The sequence below is a fragment of the Paeniglutamicibacter sp. genome (assembly GCF_046714615.1).
Taxonomy (GTDB): Bacteria; Actinomycetota; Actinomycetes; order Actinomycetales; family Micrococcaceae; genus Paeniglutamicibacter.
Genome location: NZ_JBKKAP010000186.1, coordinates 1 through 15,449, shown reverse-complemented (window position 1 = coordinate 15,449; position 15,449 = coordinate 1). Strand labels below are relative to the sequence as shown.

Here is a 15,449-nt window from a genome sequence, read left to right as displayed (position 1 = left end):
ACCGCCACCGTCCCAGTTCAAGGAACTGTCACGTGGTCCGATGGCGAGCGGGAAATGAGGGTCGTGCGCATCGAGAAAATCCCAAGAAGGGTGCCGGCGAGCGGGCTTGGCTGCTTTAGCCCGGGTCGCGCGGGCCGTAATCCATCCCCGGATGGCATCCATCGAGCAATGTCTCCCCGGGGTTTTGCCGGATCAAGGTCGGCAATGCGAGTTGCCGTGAATGGGCAGGGCATCCACCTCCAGCAAAGCACCGCATGCGCGGTCATTCAAGGGGCCGGTGCCGGATATGCAAAATGCCCGGCTCCCCGTCGAAGGGGGAGCCGGGCATTGAGGCGTTCAGGGACTAGACGAGGCCGAGGACCTTGTCGGTCTCGGCACGGACCTCGGCGTAGAGCGAGGCGTTCTCGTTGAGCTTCACGCCGTAGGACGGGATGATTTCCTTGAGCTTGGACTCCCAGCCGGCGAACTGCTTCGGGAAGCAACGGCCCAGCAGGCCGATCATGATCGGGGTCGCGGTCGAGGCTCCCGGGGAGGCGCCGAGCAGGCCGGAGATGGTGCCGTCGGCGGAGGTGATGACCTCGGTTCCGAACTGCAGCACGCCGCCCTTCTTGGCATCCTTCTTGATGACCTGGACGCGCTGTCCGGCGGTGATCAATTCCCACTTCTCGCCGGTGGCCTCGGGCAGGTATTCACGCAGCGCGTCGTCCTTCTTGGAGCGCGACTTGAGCACTTCCTTGATCAGGTACATGGTGAGATCCAGGTTGTCCTTGCCCACTGCAAGCATCGGCAGGATGTTGTGCGCGCGGATCGAGGCCGGAAGGTCCAGCAGCGAGGAGGTCTTCAGGAAGTTGGTGGAGAAGCCGGCGTAGGGGCCGAACATCAGCGAGCGCTTGCCGTCGACGAAGCGGGTGTCCAGGTGCGGCACGCTCATGGGCGGGGCGCCGACCGAGGCCTGGCCGTAGACCTTGGCGTGGTGCTGGTCGATGATCGCATCGTCGGTGCAGCGCAGGAACTGGCCGGAAACCGGGAAGCCGCCGAAGCCCTTGATCTCGTCGATGCCTGCCTTCTGCAGCAGGCCCAGGGCGCCGCCGCCTGCGCCCACGAAGACGAACTTGGCCTTCACGTTGCGCTTGGCCTTGGTGGCGTTCTCGCGCACGGCGATGTCCCAGCCGGTGCCGTCGCGCTTGATGCCGGTGACGCGGTGGCCGTAGTTGACCTCGGCGCCGTTGGCGGCAAGGGTCTCGGTCATCTGGCGGGTGAGCGAACCGAAGTCCACGTCGGTGCCGGAGACGACACGGGAGGCTGCGACGCGCTGGGATCCGTTGCGGCCGTTGGCCACCAGCGGTGCCCAGGACTTGATGGTGTCAAGGTCCTCGGTGTGCTCGATCTCGTTGAACAGCGTGTGGGGCTTCAGCGCCTCATAGCGGGTCTTGAGGTAATCGGCGTTGGAATCTCCGATGACGAAGCTCATGTGCGGCAACGGGTTGATGAAGCTCTCCGGATCGCCGACCTGCTTGTTCTTCACCAGGTGGGAGAGGAACTGGCGGGATACCTGGAACTGCTCGTTGATGCCGATGGCCTTGGCCGGGTTGACGCTGCCGTCGGGGCCGGCCGCGGTGTAGTTCAGTTCGCAGAGGGCCGAGTGGCCGGTTCCTGCGTTGTTCCAGGGCGAGGAGGACTCGAGGCCGGCCTGGTCCAGGTTCTCGAAAAGGCCAATGCTCCACCCCGGCTCCAGCTGCTTGATCATGGTTCCGAGCGTGGCGCTCATGACACCGGCGCCGATGAGAACGACGTCGAAAGACTGATTGGTGGATTCAGAAGGCACGGGGGTTCTCCATTGAAAGTTCGTCTTGACTCTAGGCAAGACTAGCGCCATGCGGGGGTGTCCAAGAAATTGGTCCCTTGACAGCGAGCGGATTAAGTGGTCATCCTCACATCGGTGAAGACTTCGTCCAATACCGGGGACGAGGGGTAGTTCTTGACGGAGTCATTGAAGGCCAACGCGGAGATGGGAAAGGCCAGCGGAAGTGCCGGCAGGTCCCTGGCCAGGGTGTTGGAAAGATCCTGGTAGGCGGTGGTGCGCTGCTCGCCCGGTGGCATGGAGCGCGCCAGCAGCACCTGCGCGGAAAGGATCGGCGAGTCATAGCCGAATTGCCGGTTGTTCGAGGCAAAGAGGGCGCCCATGAAGTCATCCGGGTCCCGGTAGCCGCCGTTGAACCCCAGCAGGTGCAGTCCTGGGATGTCCCCGGAGCGGACCTTGGCCACATAGCCGTCGTTCCAGTCCATGGGCACCGGGGCGAGCGTGATGCCGACCAGGGCCAGCTGCCTCGAGAGCTCTGCATAGATGAGCTCGGGCAGCGGCAGGTAGGCCCGGGAGATGTTCAGGGGGTAGAGGAACGGGATGGGGGTTCCGTCGTAGCCGCAGGATTCGAGCAGGTCCTTGGCGCGGCCGGAGTCCGGTCCGTAGTAGGTGTCCGAGGTCTTGACGCCCAGCGAGGCGGGCAGGAATCCGCGGGCCTCCTTGGTGCCGGAGATGTAGAACTGCTCAATGATCTTTTGACGATCGATCCCGTGGGCGATGGCCCGGCGGAATTCGTCCTTGGCCAGCCACTTGTTCTTCTGGTTCATGCCCAGGTAGCTCACGGAGTACGGGTCGCGCTGCACGATCAGCTTGCCTTCGCGCACCAATTCGCGCAGTCCCGTCACCGCGACCAAGTCGAAGCCGTCGATTTCCCCGCGGTCCAGGGCGCCCAGGCGCCCCGACGGGGTGCGGATTTCGCGGAAGACCACCAGGGTCGGCGCGGTGTCGTTGGCCATTACGGAGGCGGCGTCCCAGTACTCGGGGAAGCTGCGCAGGGTGACGGCCCCGTCCTTCCAGGAGACGAACTTGAATGGGCCGGTGCCCACTGGCTGGGAGGACAGGTAGGATATCTGGCCGTTCGTGGTCGCGGGGGTGGCCAGCGCCTTGGGCGAGGCCATGGCCAGGCCCGGCAGCGTCAGGGCCTCGATAAGTCCGGCAATGGGCTGGCGCAACGTCAGCACCACGGTGTGGGTGTCGGCTGCCTTGATGGATCCGAAGTAGCTGGCGGTGCCGCCGACCGCGGCACCCACGAAGGGGTTTGCCTTGAGCTGTTCGCGGAGCGATGCCAGCAGCGCCACCTCGGCGGCGTGCTCGACCAGCTTTTGCGGGTCAACGGATTCGTTCCCGTCGCTGTCCGTGGTGGGTGTGGGATCGGGGATGGACTTGGGCAGCACGGGGAGCTGCCCGTTGTGCCGGAAGACCTGGGTGAATCCCTGGTCGGAGTTGGCGCGCACATCGGCCGGCAACGAAATCCAGTGTTCGAAGTTGGTGACCACGGCCTGGGCATCGAAGTCGGTGCCGTCGTGGAACTTGGCCCCGCGGCGCAGGATGAAGGTGTACTGCAGCCGGTCCGGGCTCACGATCCAGTCGGTGGCCAGCAGCGGGATCGGTGCCCCGGTTTCGCGGTCCACCCCGATGAGGCCCTCATAGATCTGGCGGGTGATGCGGAAGGTTTCGTTGTCACCGGAGATGGCGGGGTCAAGGGTCGCCGGGTCCGCGGCGGAACCAAAGTAAAAGCTGCGGATCACCGGCTCTGCGCTGGCCGTGGGGCTGGAGGGTGCAGGGGTGTCCTTGGGAACGCATCCGGTCAGCGCCAGGGCCATGAGCCCCATGCCGCCGGCCAGGAAGGCGCGGCGCGTGGCCCTGGGTGATTCCGGGCTGTGCGGCTGGCTAGGCACCAATGACTCCTCGTCAGTGTGTTGGGCTCCAGGTCGTGGCGGGCCGCTGCTCAATGTTAAAGCGCAGGGCCCCCGGAAGCATCCGGGGGCCCTGCGTGATGCCGTAGGTATCCAAGAATACGTTTGGCGTTTGTGTGCGAGCGGGGGGACTTGAACCCCCACGTCCGAAGACACTGGAACCTAAATCCAGCGCGTCTACCAATTCCGCCACGCTCGCAAGGCAGCGAACCGCTTTCGAAGTTCGGCAGAAATCAGTCTAGCGGAGAATTTTGGCCCGATTTGTGGCTTTTGGGCTGAGGGCGAAACTTTATTTTGGATCGAGACCCAAATCACGACGCAATTTTGCGACGTGTCCGGTGGCCCTCACGTTGTACTGCGCCATTTCAACGATTCCGTTCTCGTCCACCACGACGGTGGAGCGGATCAGGCCCTCGTAGGTGCGGCCGTAATTCTTCTTTTCACCCCAGGCCCCGTAGGCCTCGGCCACGGCGTGGTCCTCGTCTGCCAGCAGCGGGAAGGTCAGCTCTTCCTTGGCGGTGAACTTGGCCAACTTGGCCGGCGCGTCTGGGGAGAGGCCCACGACCTGGTAGCCGGCTGCCGCCAGCGATTCCAGGGAGTCGCGGAAGTCGCAGGCCTGCTTGGTGCAGCCCGGGGTGGAGGCCGCCGGGTAGAAGTACACGATGGTCTTCTTCCCGCGCAGCGAGGCGAGGGAAAGCTCCTGGCCGCGGGCGTCGGTGAGGGTGAAGTCCGGGGCGGTGTCTCCGGCGGACAAGCGGACTGCCTCGGTCGTGGCGTTCTGGCTCATAGGTGCTCCCTGATGATGGGGGATTCTCGGGCGGCATTGGCATGCCCCGACGAATCGGATCTGGATGGGTTCTACCCATGAGCCTATCGAAAATGTTGCCAGACGATATTGCCGCGGGAGTGAGTCAGCCCATGGGGATGAAGCGGCTTGGGAGTTTGTAGGTGATGCGCCGGCATTCCAGCCGGGGCGATTCATCACGGGTCCAGCTGGTCACGAAGTCCGCGCAGTGCGCACCAATATCGTCAAGCAGGTCCTGAACAACCACGCACCCAACGATCCGGGCGGTGCCGCCGAGCAAATGCGTGTGCTGGGTGCTGCACGCTGTGCCGGGGCACGGGCCGAGGTGCTGGTCCGCATTGCCGGGCTCGACCCGGTGCTGGTCAAGCGCGCCATGGGCATCTCCTGCCAGGGCATCATCGTGCCCAACGTCAATACGGCCGAGTATGCACGGCTCGCGGTCAGGGTGATGCCCTTCCGGGGTGGGGAGAATGGCGACACGCGAGGGGTCGCCTCTGGTGCGAGGTGGAGGGTTGGGGCTGCATCCGGAATGCGTCACCGGGGCCAGTGCCCAGGCGTGCACGATTGTCCAGATCGAGTCGGCCGAGGCGCTAGCGCGAATTTCCGGGCTATTTGGTTTCGCTCGCTTTCTCGGGAAGAAATCCGCATGATTTCGGTCCTATTCTAGGTCTCCAGGTTGACGAAGACCGTATGAGCCAAAAGCCATGGTGGAGGCAAAGTTCCACCCAAATGGTAGGGCGCATTGGAGTCAGAAAGGGGATCAGTGCTCCACCTGATAGATGGAAGACTGCCAGTGCCCACTTGTTCCACGATCTTGGTTCACATGATCCCGAACCTGCCCGGGAGACACCAAAAACGAGTTAGGTCATTTACCTTCGTCGATGGAAAAGCCGGATCGACTAGGCATAACGCGAGACTCGGATCACCTGGCCGGGAAGCTCCCTTTCGGTCGCTCGCGGACGGGCCCGCCTGTTCACGACCGGCCCCGGCCTATGCTGTGAGTATGTCCATGGAGAGCGTTTGGGCCGGGGTGAAGCGACTCGTGCCCGGGTTAGGGGTCGCGGCGGCGTACGACCGCCGCTGGCTCTGGGCCGACCTGCGCGCGGGCGTGGTCCTCACAGCTGTCCTCATCCCCGTGGGCATGGGGTACGCGCAGGCCTCCGGCCTGCCTGCCCACACCGGTCTCTACGCCACGATCGTCCCGCTGCTGGTATACGCGTTCGTCGGTCCGTCGCGGATTCTCGTGCTCGGCCCCGATTCGGCACTCGCCCCGATCCTCCTGGCCGCGATCGTGCCGCTGGCGGCCGGTGACGAACAACGGGCAATCGCCCTCGCCGGACTGCTGGCGGTCATGGTCGGGGTGCTGCTCGCATTCGGGGGCGTACTGCGGCTCGGTTTTGTCACGGATCTGCTGTCAGTTCCGATCCGCACCGGGTACCTCAATGCCCTTGCGCTCGTCGTGATGGTTTCCCAGCTGCCCGCACTGCTTGGCGTCGACGTCGACGCCGATGGACCACTGGGCCAGGTCGCCGGGGTCGCGGCCGGGTTGGCCGGGGGAGAATTGGTGCCCATGGCGGCCAGCTTGGGGTTGGGCTCCCTCGCGGTGATCCTGGTCTTCCGTTGCGTGCCCCGTCGACGGTGGCCGGGCGCGAAGGTGACCGGAATCATCGTCGCCGTGGCGGCCGCCGTCGTCGTGACCGTGGTGTGGCAACTTCAGGACGAGGTGCCCGTCGTCGGGTCCATGCCGCGTGGACTCCCGGCGCCCGCCCTCGGCGGACTGACGTGGTCCGACATCGGCATCCTTGCCGGACCGGCAGCGGCGGTGGCGCTGATCGCATTCGCGGACACGATCACGATTTCACGTGCCTTGTCCGCCCGGCGGGGCGAAGCCGTGGGCGGCAACCAGGAAATGGCAGGCTTGGGAATTGCGAACATCGCCGGAGGCCTGCTCGGTGGGTTCCCGGTGTCCGCCTCGGGATCCCGTACCCCAGTGGCCGAGCAGGCCGGGTCGAAGACCCAACTGACCGGAATCGTCGGCGCGGCCATGATCGTGGTGTTTATGCTGGGGGCTCCCGGGGCCACCGAGTTTCTTCCCGAGGCTGTGCTGGCCGCCGTCGTCATCACCTCGGCGCTCGGCTTCCTGGACGTTGGGCACTACGTACGGCTGTGGCAGATGGACCGCACCGATGCGGTGCTGGCCACGGCAGCCTTTCTCGGGGTCTTCTTCGTGGGGGTGCTGGAGGGCATCGGGTTGGCGATCGGGCTCGCCTTCGTGGCCTTTGTGGTGCGGGCCTGGCGGCCGTACCGCACCGAACTGGGGCTGATGCTCGGACGGCGCGGATATCACGACCGGCGCCGCCATCCCGACGCCGAACGGGTGCCGGGGATCCTGATCCTCCGCTTCGACGCACCTCTGTTCTTCGTCAACGGCGGGCTATTCAACCAGTGGGTCCGCCAGGCGGTTCAGCGGGCCGTCCGTGAGAACCGGGGGAGCGGTCGAGAGCCGCTGGGGACGCTGGTGTTGGCCTCGGAGCCGATCACGGATCTGGACACCACTGCCGCCGAGGAGCTCGTCGATCTGGACGACTGGCTGGCTTCGCGCGGGATCACGCTGGTGTTCGCCGAACTCAAGGGACCGGTAAAGGACACGCTCGAGCGCTACGGGTTGAATGGCCGGTTCACGGACGAGCGTTTCGCGCCGACGGTGGGTGCCGCGGTGGATGCCATCACCGGCGAGTTGCGAAAGGACATCGAAGACACCCCGACCGTCTAATCGCGGAGCGAGGTGGGTTTCGCGCGCGTGCGGCGTCCGACCCCAGCATCAGCGATTGATAAGAACCAATCACTTATGCTAGCGTCATTTTCATGTCCAAGAGCAAACGATCCAATGACTCCGCGGGATTTGCCCTGCCGGAGGAGCTCGTCGCCCGACGCGTGGCATTTGCCGCGTCAGGGGCCGCCGGCACCCATGAGGACCAGAAGGCGCGGAGCCACCGCACCGGGGCGACCAACAGGATTGGCTCGCGATCCGCGCGCACCCGTGCAGCAATCCGCAATGACGGTTCGTAGTCCGCGGGAGGAGCCGGCCGAACTTGAATCTGCCCAAGCGGCGGCTTGGCGTTTCAGCACTAGCCTGAGCACCCGATGCTTCCTGGCGCGATCCCGGGCTCGAAGTGGGCAGCTTCGCGGGACGAAGCCGGTTCCTGGTCGTTCTCCCCGGTGCCGCCGAGCAGGCTGCGGGTCAATGTCGCGGCATCCGACATGAGTTCGATTGCGGCCGCCATCATGTGCGAATCGCCGGGTTCCTGTCCGGCGATGGCCGCAAGCAGGATGGCGCGTCGTGTCATCTCCTTGGCGAAGGAAGCGGTAGTGCCCTCGATCAGCTCCGCCACGCGGTTGACTGTCTCGGGCGAGGGGTTGAGCTTGTGCCCATAGAGTTCCAGCAGCGCCCTCCTGGCGCCCGCATCCGGGCGCGGTATGCCCACTGCGAGGTCGACGCGTCCGGGGCGCTGGACCAGGGCCGCCTCGAGCAGTTCCAGCCGGTTGGTCGTGAGCAGGAATGCCACGTCCGCGTCGGTGTCCAGTCCGTCCATGGCATCAAGCACTTCAAAGAGCAGTGGCTGTGGCCCGTGCCCGAAGCTCCTGTCCTCGGCGACGAGGTCGCAGTCCTCGAGCACCACGATGGCAGGCTGCAGCGCGCGCGCCATTCGTGCTGCCTCGCTGACGTAGGCAAGGGTGTTGCACGCGAGCAGGATGACGGTGTGCCCGGCGGCGGCCGCGGCCAGGTAGCGCACCGTATGAGTCTTGCCGGTGCCGGGAGGGCCGTAGAGCAGCACCCCGCGCTTCAGGTGCGCGCCGTGTGCCAGGAGCTTCTCCCGGTGTTCACCGACTCCGAGAACCTGGGCCTCGATCCGGTCAAGGGTGCCTGAGGGCAGCACCACGTCGCCCGCCGCCACGGAGATGCGGCGGTGGAAGGTGATGCCCGCGGCCGAGGAGGAATAGTCGCTGGCGGTGAACGAAATGACGTGGCCGCGAAAGATGCTGTTCTCACGCAGGCTCGTCTTGAAATGCTTGAGGAAGGCATCCACGGCCTCAGGGCTGGTGCCAAGTACGTCCAAGGGGCGCGCTCGCGGCCATACTGGGGATTGGCCTGCCGCAAGAGCACTGCCAGGGGAGTGTCGCCGCGGGTGAAGAGGAAGAGTCCGAAGGAAACTATTCGCCGCTCCTCGTCGGGCCCCACCGATACTGTTTCGTAGTCGGGTTCGCCCAGCCGGCCCGCTTGCACTCCGTGGCTTGCCACGAGGTCGGACAGGTCCATGTGGTGGCGTTGTTGTCCGGCCAGGCCGTGGATCCGTGCGCCGGGGTCAGACACGACCAGCTCGTTCAGGATCCCCGAGGCGTCGGCCATTCGGTTTGCGGGAAAAGACTCAACCACCACGGGGAGTCGGCCGGGCTCCGTGCCAAGATGCGCCGTGACAACGGGCAGCAGCGGGGTGCCTCCGGTGATTTCGGAAGCCTCGCTTGCAAGACGCGTGAGGTTGGAAAAGTTCCGCAGGAAGGAAGCCAACTGTTCGTCCATGAACGGAGCCTATCGGCGGGCTCCGTCGCGCCGAGGCCCGGGGAAAAAACGAAAGACCCGATCTGTCGAAACAGATCGGGTCTTTCTCACTGTGCACCCCTCGGGACTTGAACCCGAAACCTACTGATTAAGAGTCAGTTGCTCTGCCAATTGAGCTAGAGGTGCTTAGCCGCTTCGGTCAGCGCCCCATGCGGAGCCCGTCCTTGCGACGCAGATAATCATAACCAGAAAGTGGCCTAGAAATAAAATCAGCCGCGAGTAGGGTGGTTGCACTCAAACTTCCCCGGAACCACGGTGTTTTCGGAACGCCTTTAGTGAATTTTGGCTGGGTTTCTGGATGATTTAGCCAGAAATTGATTTGTGATGGTGCGCACAGTTGGTGCCGGCGAGCTTCTGGTCCAGATTCTTGATGTCGGAGAAAGGTGTTCGTGGCGCCCCAGCGGTCCCGGGTGGAGGGGGTGTTGCCCTGTCGACGAGCAGGCATCCGGTAGCCGCGGATCACCACCAACCAAGCGCATCCCCGGCCATTGCCACTGAAATTCCTGCGGTCGAGCGCCGTATTGATTGGCGGCAGCCGCATTGTCGTCCGGATGAGGCGGCGCTGAAAATCTCTGCGTGCCCATGCTCCCGGGGGAGCCGGTGCGGTGGCCTCGCGCTGCGGGTGAACCGAGGGACACGCGCCCGCTGGAGACATGCATGACCAACAGGGTTCGAGACCCTTGCCGTGGCCACCTGGCGCATTGGAAGTCGGGCCCGCCTACTTTCCGCCACGGCGTGCCTAACGGGCGTGGACGAAGTGGAATCTTGGGCGCACGGGGTCGGATGGGAGAATCCGGTGGGAAACGTTGGAGGGCCACCGCAATTGGGCTGAATTGCCTGGTTCCGGGTTTGGCGGTTCTTCTGGTAATGCATAAAGTCCGGTTCGCTTTCGCTAACCGGACTTTCTTGGTGGTTGGTGCACCCCTCGGGACTTGAACCCGAAACCTACTGATTAAGAGTCAGTTGCTCTGCCAATTGAGCTAGAGGTGCGGCTGTTGTTTCGCTCGGAGTTCGTGGCTCCTGCGCTCTGCAACGACAAGAAACTCTACCAGCTTGCGGGCCGATTGCAAACCGAATCGGCCCTTTGGGATTGAGGTCACAAATATTGCCTTGAGTTGGGTCGTTGGGTTCCCCGGAGGTCGTGGCACACGCGCGTCATATGCGGGCGTCTTTTATGACGCGGGGCGTTTTGCCCTTGGGGCGGCGTGTCGGGCCGACCTACGCTGATGCATATGAAGCCGATTCGCGTTGTGTCCTTTCCCAGTACCGAACTACTTGAGGCAGTGGGTCCGCTGCCCAAAGGACTCAAGGCAGGTGTCTGGGACATCTCCGGGGAACCGGTCGGTGTGGAACTTGATGAGATTGACGTGGCCATCTTTCCGTACATGGCCAACATCTCGATGCTGAAGGGCATCGGGCGCGCCCGGAACCTCAAGCTGGCCCAGACGCAGACCACCGGATTCGATGGAGTGCACGACTTGTTGGGTCCCGACGTCGCGGTTGCCACCGCCGCAGGCGTCCATGCCGCGGCCACCGCCGAGCTGGCCGTGGGATTGGCCATCGCCTCACTGCGCGGCATTGGCGAGTCTGTGCGCGACCAGGCGACAAGCCACTGGAATCCCCGGCGCTGGCCGGGCCTGGCCGACCGCAGGGTCGCCATCGTGGGCGTGGGTGGCATCGGGGAGGAAATCCGCAAGCGACTGGAGCCCTTCGAGGTCGAAATGAGCCGTTTCGGCACCCGCGCCCGCACCGACGAGCACGGCGAGATCCTGGCGATCGGCGACCTGCTGTGCCATGCCAAGGATATTGAGGTGTTGATCCTGATCGTGCCGCACAACACGAGCACCCACCACCTGGTTGACGCCGAGCTGCTGGCAGCCCTGCCGGATGATGCGGTGGTCGTGAACGTGGCCCGCGGCCCGGTTGTCGACACCGACGCGCTCGTTGCGGAATTGAGGACGGGCCGGCTGCGCTGCGCCTCGGACGTTTATGATCCCGAGCCGCTGCCGGCTGACCACCCGATTTGGGCATTGCCCAATGCGCTGATCGTTCCGCACAATGGCGGGAACACAGAGGCCTTCCTTCCGCGCATGACTGCACTTCTGAAGCGCCAGCTCGTCGCATGGGCCAACGGAACCGAGCCGGAGAACCTGGTCCTGAAGTCGTAGTGAAGGACGGCCCTCGCCATCGAGGGTGATCGCCCGGACCTGTTGAGCCGCCCGGGGGCGGCAGTATGCCGCTCGTGGAGGTGGTGCGGCCCACGGGGGACCGCACCACCTCCACGAGCCGCCGTGCCTACTCGACCGAAATCAACTTGACCAGTTCGCCTACCCGTTCCTCGGGGTAGTTCTTGGCGATGTCGGCCTGGCTGAGCATCCCCACCAGCTGGTGGCCTTCAATCACCGGAAGCCTCCTGACTTGGTGCTCCTCCATGATCTTGATCGCCTCTTCGATGCTGTCGTCGGCGCCGATGGTGAAAGGCTTTCCCTCGCCCAGTTCCCCGGCGCGCGTGGTGCGCGGATCCCCGCCCTGGGCCACGCACTTGGTGACGATGTCCCGGTCCGAAATCATTCCCTTCAACCGCTTGTCCTCGCCGCAGATCGGCATCGATCCGATGTCGAACTGGAGCATCTTCCGTGCGGCCTCCTCCAATGTCTCGTTCTCGCCGATGCATTCGGGCGTACCCGTCATGATTTCGCGTGCTGTTGCCATTGTTCCTCCTGCGTTTCGATGTGATCCCATGGTTAGCAAGGGGCAACGGGCCGGTGTTTCGCGCCCGCCGCCGGCGATGGTTCGCGGTCGTTCGTCCGGTCAAATCCCTCCCGCGTCGCCGGTTCACCCCGGGACGCTCGGGCATCCGCGGGCCGGGCCCGCAAGGATGCCGAATCAGGTCGGGGACAACGGAACGCCAAGACGGCTTCCTTGGACGAATCGGTGCCTGCCGCACACCTTCGATACGAGGCCCCCGGGGGTGCCCGCGGCGGCCAAGCGTCAACAACCACCACGTTACGCACGGGCCGGCGGCACTGTCCAGAGATATGGACGCCGGAGCCCGCCCGGGCCGCCCGCGCCGCGTCCAACACTCCGAACGCTGGCAATCGGGCCACCGCAGCGGCACAGTGGAGGGAGCAACGGGAAAGGAAACCGCCATGGCTTCTCACGCAAGGGAACAGTTCCTCTCCGTCGAGGGCCGGGAGCTGAGGGTCAGCAACCTGGACAAGGTGCTCTACCCGCAGACCGGCACCACGAAGGGCGATGCGATCGAGTACCTCACCGACGTGGCCAAGGTCCTGCTGCCCCTTGCCCGCTGGCGGCCGGTGACGCGCAAGCGCTGGGTCGACGGGGTGGGCAGCGAAGAAAAGCCGGGAAAGGCGTTCTTCCGCAAGGACCTGGAGGATTCGGCCCCGGACTGGATCCCCCGGGCGCGGATCACGCACCAGGACCACGTGAACACGTATCCGCTGGCCAACGAGCCGGCCGTGCTCGCCTGGTTCGGGCAGCTGGCGGCCCTGGAGATCCATGTGCCGCAATGGCGCTTCAATGCGGACCTGGTGCCGGAAAACCCCGATCGGATGGTGTTGGACCTGGATCCCGGGCCAGGGGCGGGGCTGGGAAAGTGCGCCGAGGTGGCGAACCTGTGCCGCGAGCTGCTGGATGACATGGACCTTAAGTCCTATCCGGTGACTTCCGGATCCAAGGGCATCCATCTCTATGCGCCGCTGGACGGCAGCCAAACCTCCGACGAGGTCGTTGCGGTGGCCAGGGAACTGGCGACCCGGCTGCAGGGCGAACACCCGCAGCTGGTCGTCTCGGACATGAAGAAGTCCCTGCGCGAAGGAAAGGTGCTGCTGGACTGGAGCCAGAACCACGCCTCCAAGACCACCGTTTGCCCCTACTCGTTGCGGGGTCGCATCCTGCCCACGGTGGCCGCGCCGCGCACCTGGGAGGAAATGGGGGAGCAGGGGCTTCGCCAGCTCGACTTTCACGAGGTCCGGGCTCGGGTGGCGGATTCGATGGACCCCATCGCGCCCCTGGGCAGGAATGCTCCGGAGCACCGTGACGGGACGTCCGAATAGCGGCCGCGGGCACCCTTGGCCAGAAACCTGAACAGCTTTCGCGGAGGAGAGGGACCGGGTGGGCCTCCCATGCGAAGGGCCCCGGATGCCAACATCCCTCACGCGGGCGAGAAGGCATCCAGGGCCCGTCGAGGTGCGACGGCGCGGCTATGCGCCGAGGTCGGGATCCACCGGCTTGTGCTGTTCGGGGTCGTGCGGTTTGACTGCACCCAAATCGCGGGCGTGGGGCCCGGCAGCGCGGCGAAGCACGATCAGGGCCACCAGCACGATCACGGCCACGGTGCCCAGGACGGCCAATACGCGACCGCCGCCGGAATGCTTGCTTCCGGCTTTTCGCTGCGCCTTGCGCAGGGCGGCCTCCACTGCCTTCCGGGCCCGCTTCGCTGTCTTGCGGTTTCCGGTCACGGTGGCCACCACCTCCTCGTAGGCATGGGCCAGCCCCGCCGGGTCCATACGGTCCACGGCGTGGCGCACCGAGGCCTCCAGATGGCTGGGGTATTCCAGCTTCGCCTTCTCGGCCCAGTGCTTGAGTTGGGTCTGGATTGCCTTCATTTGCTTGTCGAGTTCATGCATCCTGGGATCCTCTCTGCTGTGACGACGTGGAAAGGTCCACGGCCACGTCTCATGCTATTTTTCCCCGTGGTCCAGGCGCTTGGCTGCGGCTCCGCCGCGGCTGCGCAACTGGATGATGCGAACCGCTGCGACGATGGCCACGACTACAGCCCCGCCCACGGCCGCCAGCAACATCGTCACTCCGAGGGCCATCTCGCCCTGGAGGCCGAGGAAGTACACGGTGGCCTGCGCCTGGTTCTGCATCATGAAGATCACCAACAGGATCAGCACCACGATGGCGACGATGGTGAACGCCCAGATCACCCCGGCACGGGTGGTGGCCCGTACGTTCTTGGGTATTGCAGTCCGGGTCGGTTTCGTGGAAGCGGGCTTTGGTTCGGAGGCTTTCCAAGGTTCTTCTACCATTTTGTTTCCCCGTTTCTTGGTGCGGCTCTGAGTCTTCGGCGCTGCGGGGCGGCGCCGTTGGCCAGGAAAATGGATCCCTGTGGCCAACATATGCTCATCGTTTCGAAGTGGCAAGGGGCTGCGCTCACTCGTCCCGCCGGGCGCTTGGTAGGCCGCGAAGTCGACGGGCAAAGTTGCTGGGAACCAGGATCAAGGGAAACGGGAAGGTTGGTCATTCGCCTTCCGTGGAGGTCTCTGCATGGGGGGTGCCCACGGGCTTGGACTCGGCGGAACCACGTTGGCGCAAGTAGATGGACAGGGCCACCATGCTGCCCACTGCCAAGAATTCGGATTGCCAGTTTTGGAGAGTCCGGTCCCAGAAGTCGGCGCTTATGACATACCCGATCCACCCGACCGGCGGTTGTCCGTGTCCGATCTGGTCGGCATTGAACACGACAGTCCCGGCGACCGATTGCAGCCACCACGAAAGCAGGAAAACAGTACCCATGACCAAGAGCAATGAATTGGAGTACAGGGTTCTCCGCCAGCCGGCGGCCTTCGCCCACTTCGGGGAATCTGGCTTGGCGAAGCGTCCCACAAGTTGCTTCTCGTCAGTGTCGGGGCCTTCGTCGCCGGGCTTCTTCGATTCCGGGGATCCCCGTTGGACAAACCAGATGGTGGCAAAGATGAAAAGGAAGAACTGCAGGTACTCGGATTGCCAGTTCTCGGCCACGTCGACCACGAAATTGCTTGAGGACACGAACTCCCAATAACCGATTGGCGTGGACCCGTGGGCAACCTGGTCGTCGTTGTACACCCCTAGCCCGGCGAAGGACTGTCCCACGAGCGCCCCGAGGAAGAGGACCGCGAAGCAGATGCTGAGGCCCTGGTTTCTGATTGCCTTGGACACTGCCGATCACCTCCCGGAAAAGCTGACGATGGTCATGAGTACCAGACCGCTGACTATCATTCCAAGCCACAAAGTAAATTGAGTCCGCATGACGCGAGCGTATGACCAATGGCGTTCAACGTAAAGGGCACTGCCATGCGTCACGGTGAACGCGGACCCGGGAGCTGACTCCGGTGTGAAGCTGCCGACAGGGCAGCGCCGGAGATCCGGTTTCCCGGACGAGCTGCTGTCGGTGTGCCGCCATGCGCCACGGGCACGCAACGGTTAAAGCGGAGGGTTGCCCCCGCCAAATCCGGGGGCACCAGC

13 protein-coding genes and 3 tRNA genes are annotated in these 15,449 nt (G+C 64.5%); 5 read left to right on the top strand and 11 right to left on the bottom strand.

What is annotated here, in order from left to right:
* Nucleotides 1-343 precede the first annotated feature (343 nt).
* From ACLQ7E_RS21925 to bcp, 4 genes are all read right to left on the bottom strand, one after another.
* The gene (locus ACLQ7E_RS21925; protein ID WP_411734720.1) at nt 344-1,768 is read right to left on the bottom strand and encodes a malate:quinone oxidoreductase; all 1,425 of its coding nucleotides are present in this window, start codon (nt 1,766-1,768) and stop codon (nt 344-346) included.
* A 149-nt stretch (nt 1,769-1,917) separates the two neighbouring features.
* The gene (locus ACLQ7E_RS21920; protein ID WP_411734700.1) at nt 1,918-3,759 is read right to left on the bottom strand and encodes an ABC transporter substrate-binding protein; all 1,842 of its coding nucleotides are present in this window, start codon (nt 3,757-3,759) and stop codon (nt 1,918-1,920) included.
* Nucleotides 3,760-3,894: 135 nt separating this feature from the next.
* Nucleotides 3,895-3,976 (bottom strand) — tRNA-Leu (locus ACLQ7E_RS21915).
* Nucleotides 3,977-4,066: 90 nt separating this feature from the next.
* Nucleotides 4,067-4,564, bottom strand: a complete 498-nt coding sequence (gene bcp / locus ACLQ7E_RS21910) for a thioredoxin-dependent thiol peroxidase (protein ID WP_411734699.1) — start codon at nt 4,562-4,564, stop codon at nt 4,067-4,069.
* 226 nt (nt 4,565-4,790) lie between these two features.
* On the opposite strand from bcp, the gene ACLQ7E_RS21905 reads away from it, so the two are divergent.
* The 3 genes from ACLQ7E_RS21905 (at nt 4,791) to ACLQ7E_RS21895 (ending at nt 7,651) form a co-directional block, all read left to right on the top strand.
* On the top strand, nt 4,791-5,249 hold the full coding sequence (locus tag ACLQ7E_RS21905) for a hypothetical protein (RefSeq protein ID WP_411734698.1): 459 nt from the start codon (nt 4,791-4,793) through the stop codon (nt 5,247-5,249).
* 342 nt (nt 5,250-5,591) lie between these two features.
* Nucleotides 5,592-7,355 (top strand): SulP family inorganic anion transporter, encoded by a 1,764-nt coding sequence (locus ACLQ7E_RS21900; RefSeq protein ID WP_411734697.1) that lies wholly within the window; start codon nt 5,592-5,594, stop codon nt 7,353-7,355.
* 92 nt (nt 7,356-7,447) lie between these two features.
* Entirely contained in the window at nt 7,448-7,651 is a 204-nt protein-coding gene (locus ACLQ7E_RS21895) for a hypothetical protein (protein WP_411734696.1), read from the top strand.
* A 59-nt stretch (nt 7,652-7,710) separates the two neighbouring features.
* On the opposite strand, the gene ACLQ7E_RS21890 is transcribed toward ACLQ7E_RS21895, so the two are convergent.
* The 3 genes from ACLQ7E_RS21890 to ACLQ7E_RS21880 all read right to left on the bottom strand — a co-directional run bounded on the left by ACLQ7E_RS21890 (nt 7,711) and on the right by ACLQ7E_RS21880 (nt 10,190).
* Nucleotides 7,711-8,700, bottom strand: a complete 990-nt coding sequence (locus tag ACLQ7E_RS21890; protein ID WP_411734695.1) for an AAA family ATPase — start codon at nt 8,698-8,700, stop codon at nt 7,711-7,713.
* 553 nt (nt 8,701-9,253) lie between these two features.
* Nucleotides 9,254-9,326 (bottom strand) — tRNA-Lys (locus ACLQ7E_RS21885).
* 788 nt (nt 9,327-10,114) lie between these two features.
* Nucleotides 10,115-10,190, bottom strand: a tRNA-Lys gene (locus ACLQ7E_RS21880).
* A 260-nt stretch (nt 10,191-10,450) separates the two neighbouring features.
* On the opposite strand from ACLQ7E_RS21880, the gene ACLQ7E_RS21875 reads away from it, so the two are divergent.
* Nucleotides 10,451-11,368: a 2-hydroxyacid dehydrogenase gene (locus tag ACLQ7E_RS21875; RefSeq protein ID WP_411734694.1), complete on the top strand. Its 918-nt coding sequence runs from the start codon at nt 10,451-10,453 to the stop codon at nt 11,366-11,368.
* 127 nt (nt 11,369-11,495) lie between these two features.
* On the opposite strand, the gene ACLQ7E_RS21870 is transcribed toward ACLQ7E_RS21875, so the two are convergent.
* Nucleotides 11,496-11,912 (bottom strand): CBS domain-containing protein, encoded by a 417-nt coding sequence (locus tag ACLQ7E_RS21870; RefSeq protein WP_411734693.1) that lies wholly within the window; start codon nt 11,910-11,912, stop codon nt 11,496-11,498.
* A gap of 437 nt (nt 11,913-12,349) precedes the next feature.
* On the opposite strand from ACLQ7E_RS21870, the gene ligD reads away from it, so the two are divergent.
* On the top strand, nt 12,350-13,276 hold the full coding sequence (ligD, locus tag ACLQ7E_RS21865; protein ID WP_411734692.1) for a non-homologous end-joining DNA ligase: 927 nt from the start codon (nt 12,350-12,352) through the stop codon (nt 13,274-13,276).
* Between the two features lie 147 nt (nt 13,277-13,423).
* Here the strand turns inward: ligD and ACLQ7E_RS21860 are convergent, their stop codons facing one another.
* The 3 genes from ACLQ7E_RS21860 to ACLQ7E_RS21850 all read right to left on the bottom strand — a co-directional run bounded on the left by ACLQ7E_RS21860 (nt 13,424) and on the right by ACLQ7E_RS21850 (nt 15,143).
* Nucleotides 13,424-13,849, bottom strand: coding sequence for a hypothetical protein (locus tag ACLQ7E_RS21860; protein WP_411734691.1), 426 nt, complete (start codon nt 13,847-13,849; stop codon nt 13,424-13,426).
* A gap of 54 nt (nt 13,850-13,903) precedes the next feature.
* Nucleotides 13,904-14,254: a lipopolysaccharide assembly protein LapA domain-containing protein gene (locus tag ACLQ7E_RS21855; protein ID WP_411734690.1), complete on the bottom strand. Its 351-nt coding sequence runs from the start codon at nt 14,252-14,254 to the stop codon at nt 13,904-13,906.
* 211 nt (nt 14,255-14,465) lie between these two features.
* Nucleotides 14,466-15,143, bottom strand: a complete 678-nt coding sequence (locus ACLQ7E_RS21850; protein ID WP_411734689.1) for a DUF6766 family protein — start codon at nt 15,141-15,143, stop codon at nt 14,466-14,468.
* Between the last annotated feature and the right edge of the window lie 306 nt (nt 15,144-15,449).

Bases quoted from the DNA above. Each gene is read 5' to 3' on its own strand.
- ACLQ7E_RS21870 (WP_411734693.1), bottom strand. From the start codon at position 11,912: ATGGCAACAGCACGCGAAATCATGACGGGTACGCCCGAATGCATCGGC.
- ACLQ7E_RS21925 (WP_411734720.1), bottom strand. From the start codon at position 1,768: ATGAGCGCCACGCTCGGAACCATGATCAAGCAGCTGGAGCCGGGGTGG.
- ACLQ7E_RS21855 (WP_411734690.1), bottom strand. From the start codon at position 14,254: ATGGTAGAAGAACCTTGGAAAGCCTCCGAACCAAAGCCCGCTTCCACG.
- ACLQ7E_RS21895 (WP_411734696.1), top strand. From the start codon at position 7,448: ATGTCCAAGAGCAAACGATCCAATGACTCCGCGGGATTTGCCCTGCCG.
- ACLQ7E_RS21900 (WP_411734697.1), top strand. From the start codon at position 5,592: ATGGAGAGCGTTTGGGCCGGGGTGAAGCGACTCGTGCCCGGGTTAGGG.
- ACLQ7E_RS21860 (WP_411734691.1), bottom strand. From the start codon at position 13,849: ATGCATGAACTCGACAAGCAAATGAAGGCAATCCAGACCCAACTCAAG.
- ligD (WP_411734692.1), top strand. From the start codon at position 12,350: ATGGCTTCTCACGCAAGGGAACAGTTCCTCTCCGTCGAGGGCCGGGAG.
- bcp (WP_411734699.1), bottom strand. From the start codon at position 4,564: ATGAGCCAGAACGCCACGACCGAGGCAGTCCGCTTGTCCGCCGGAGAC.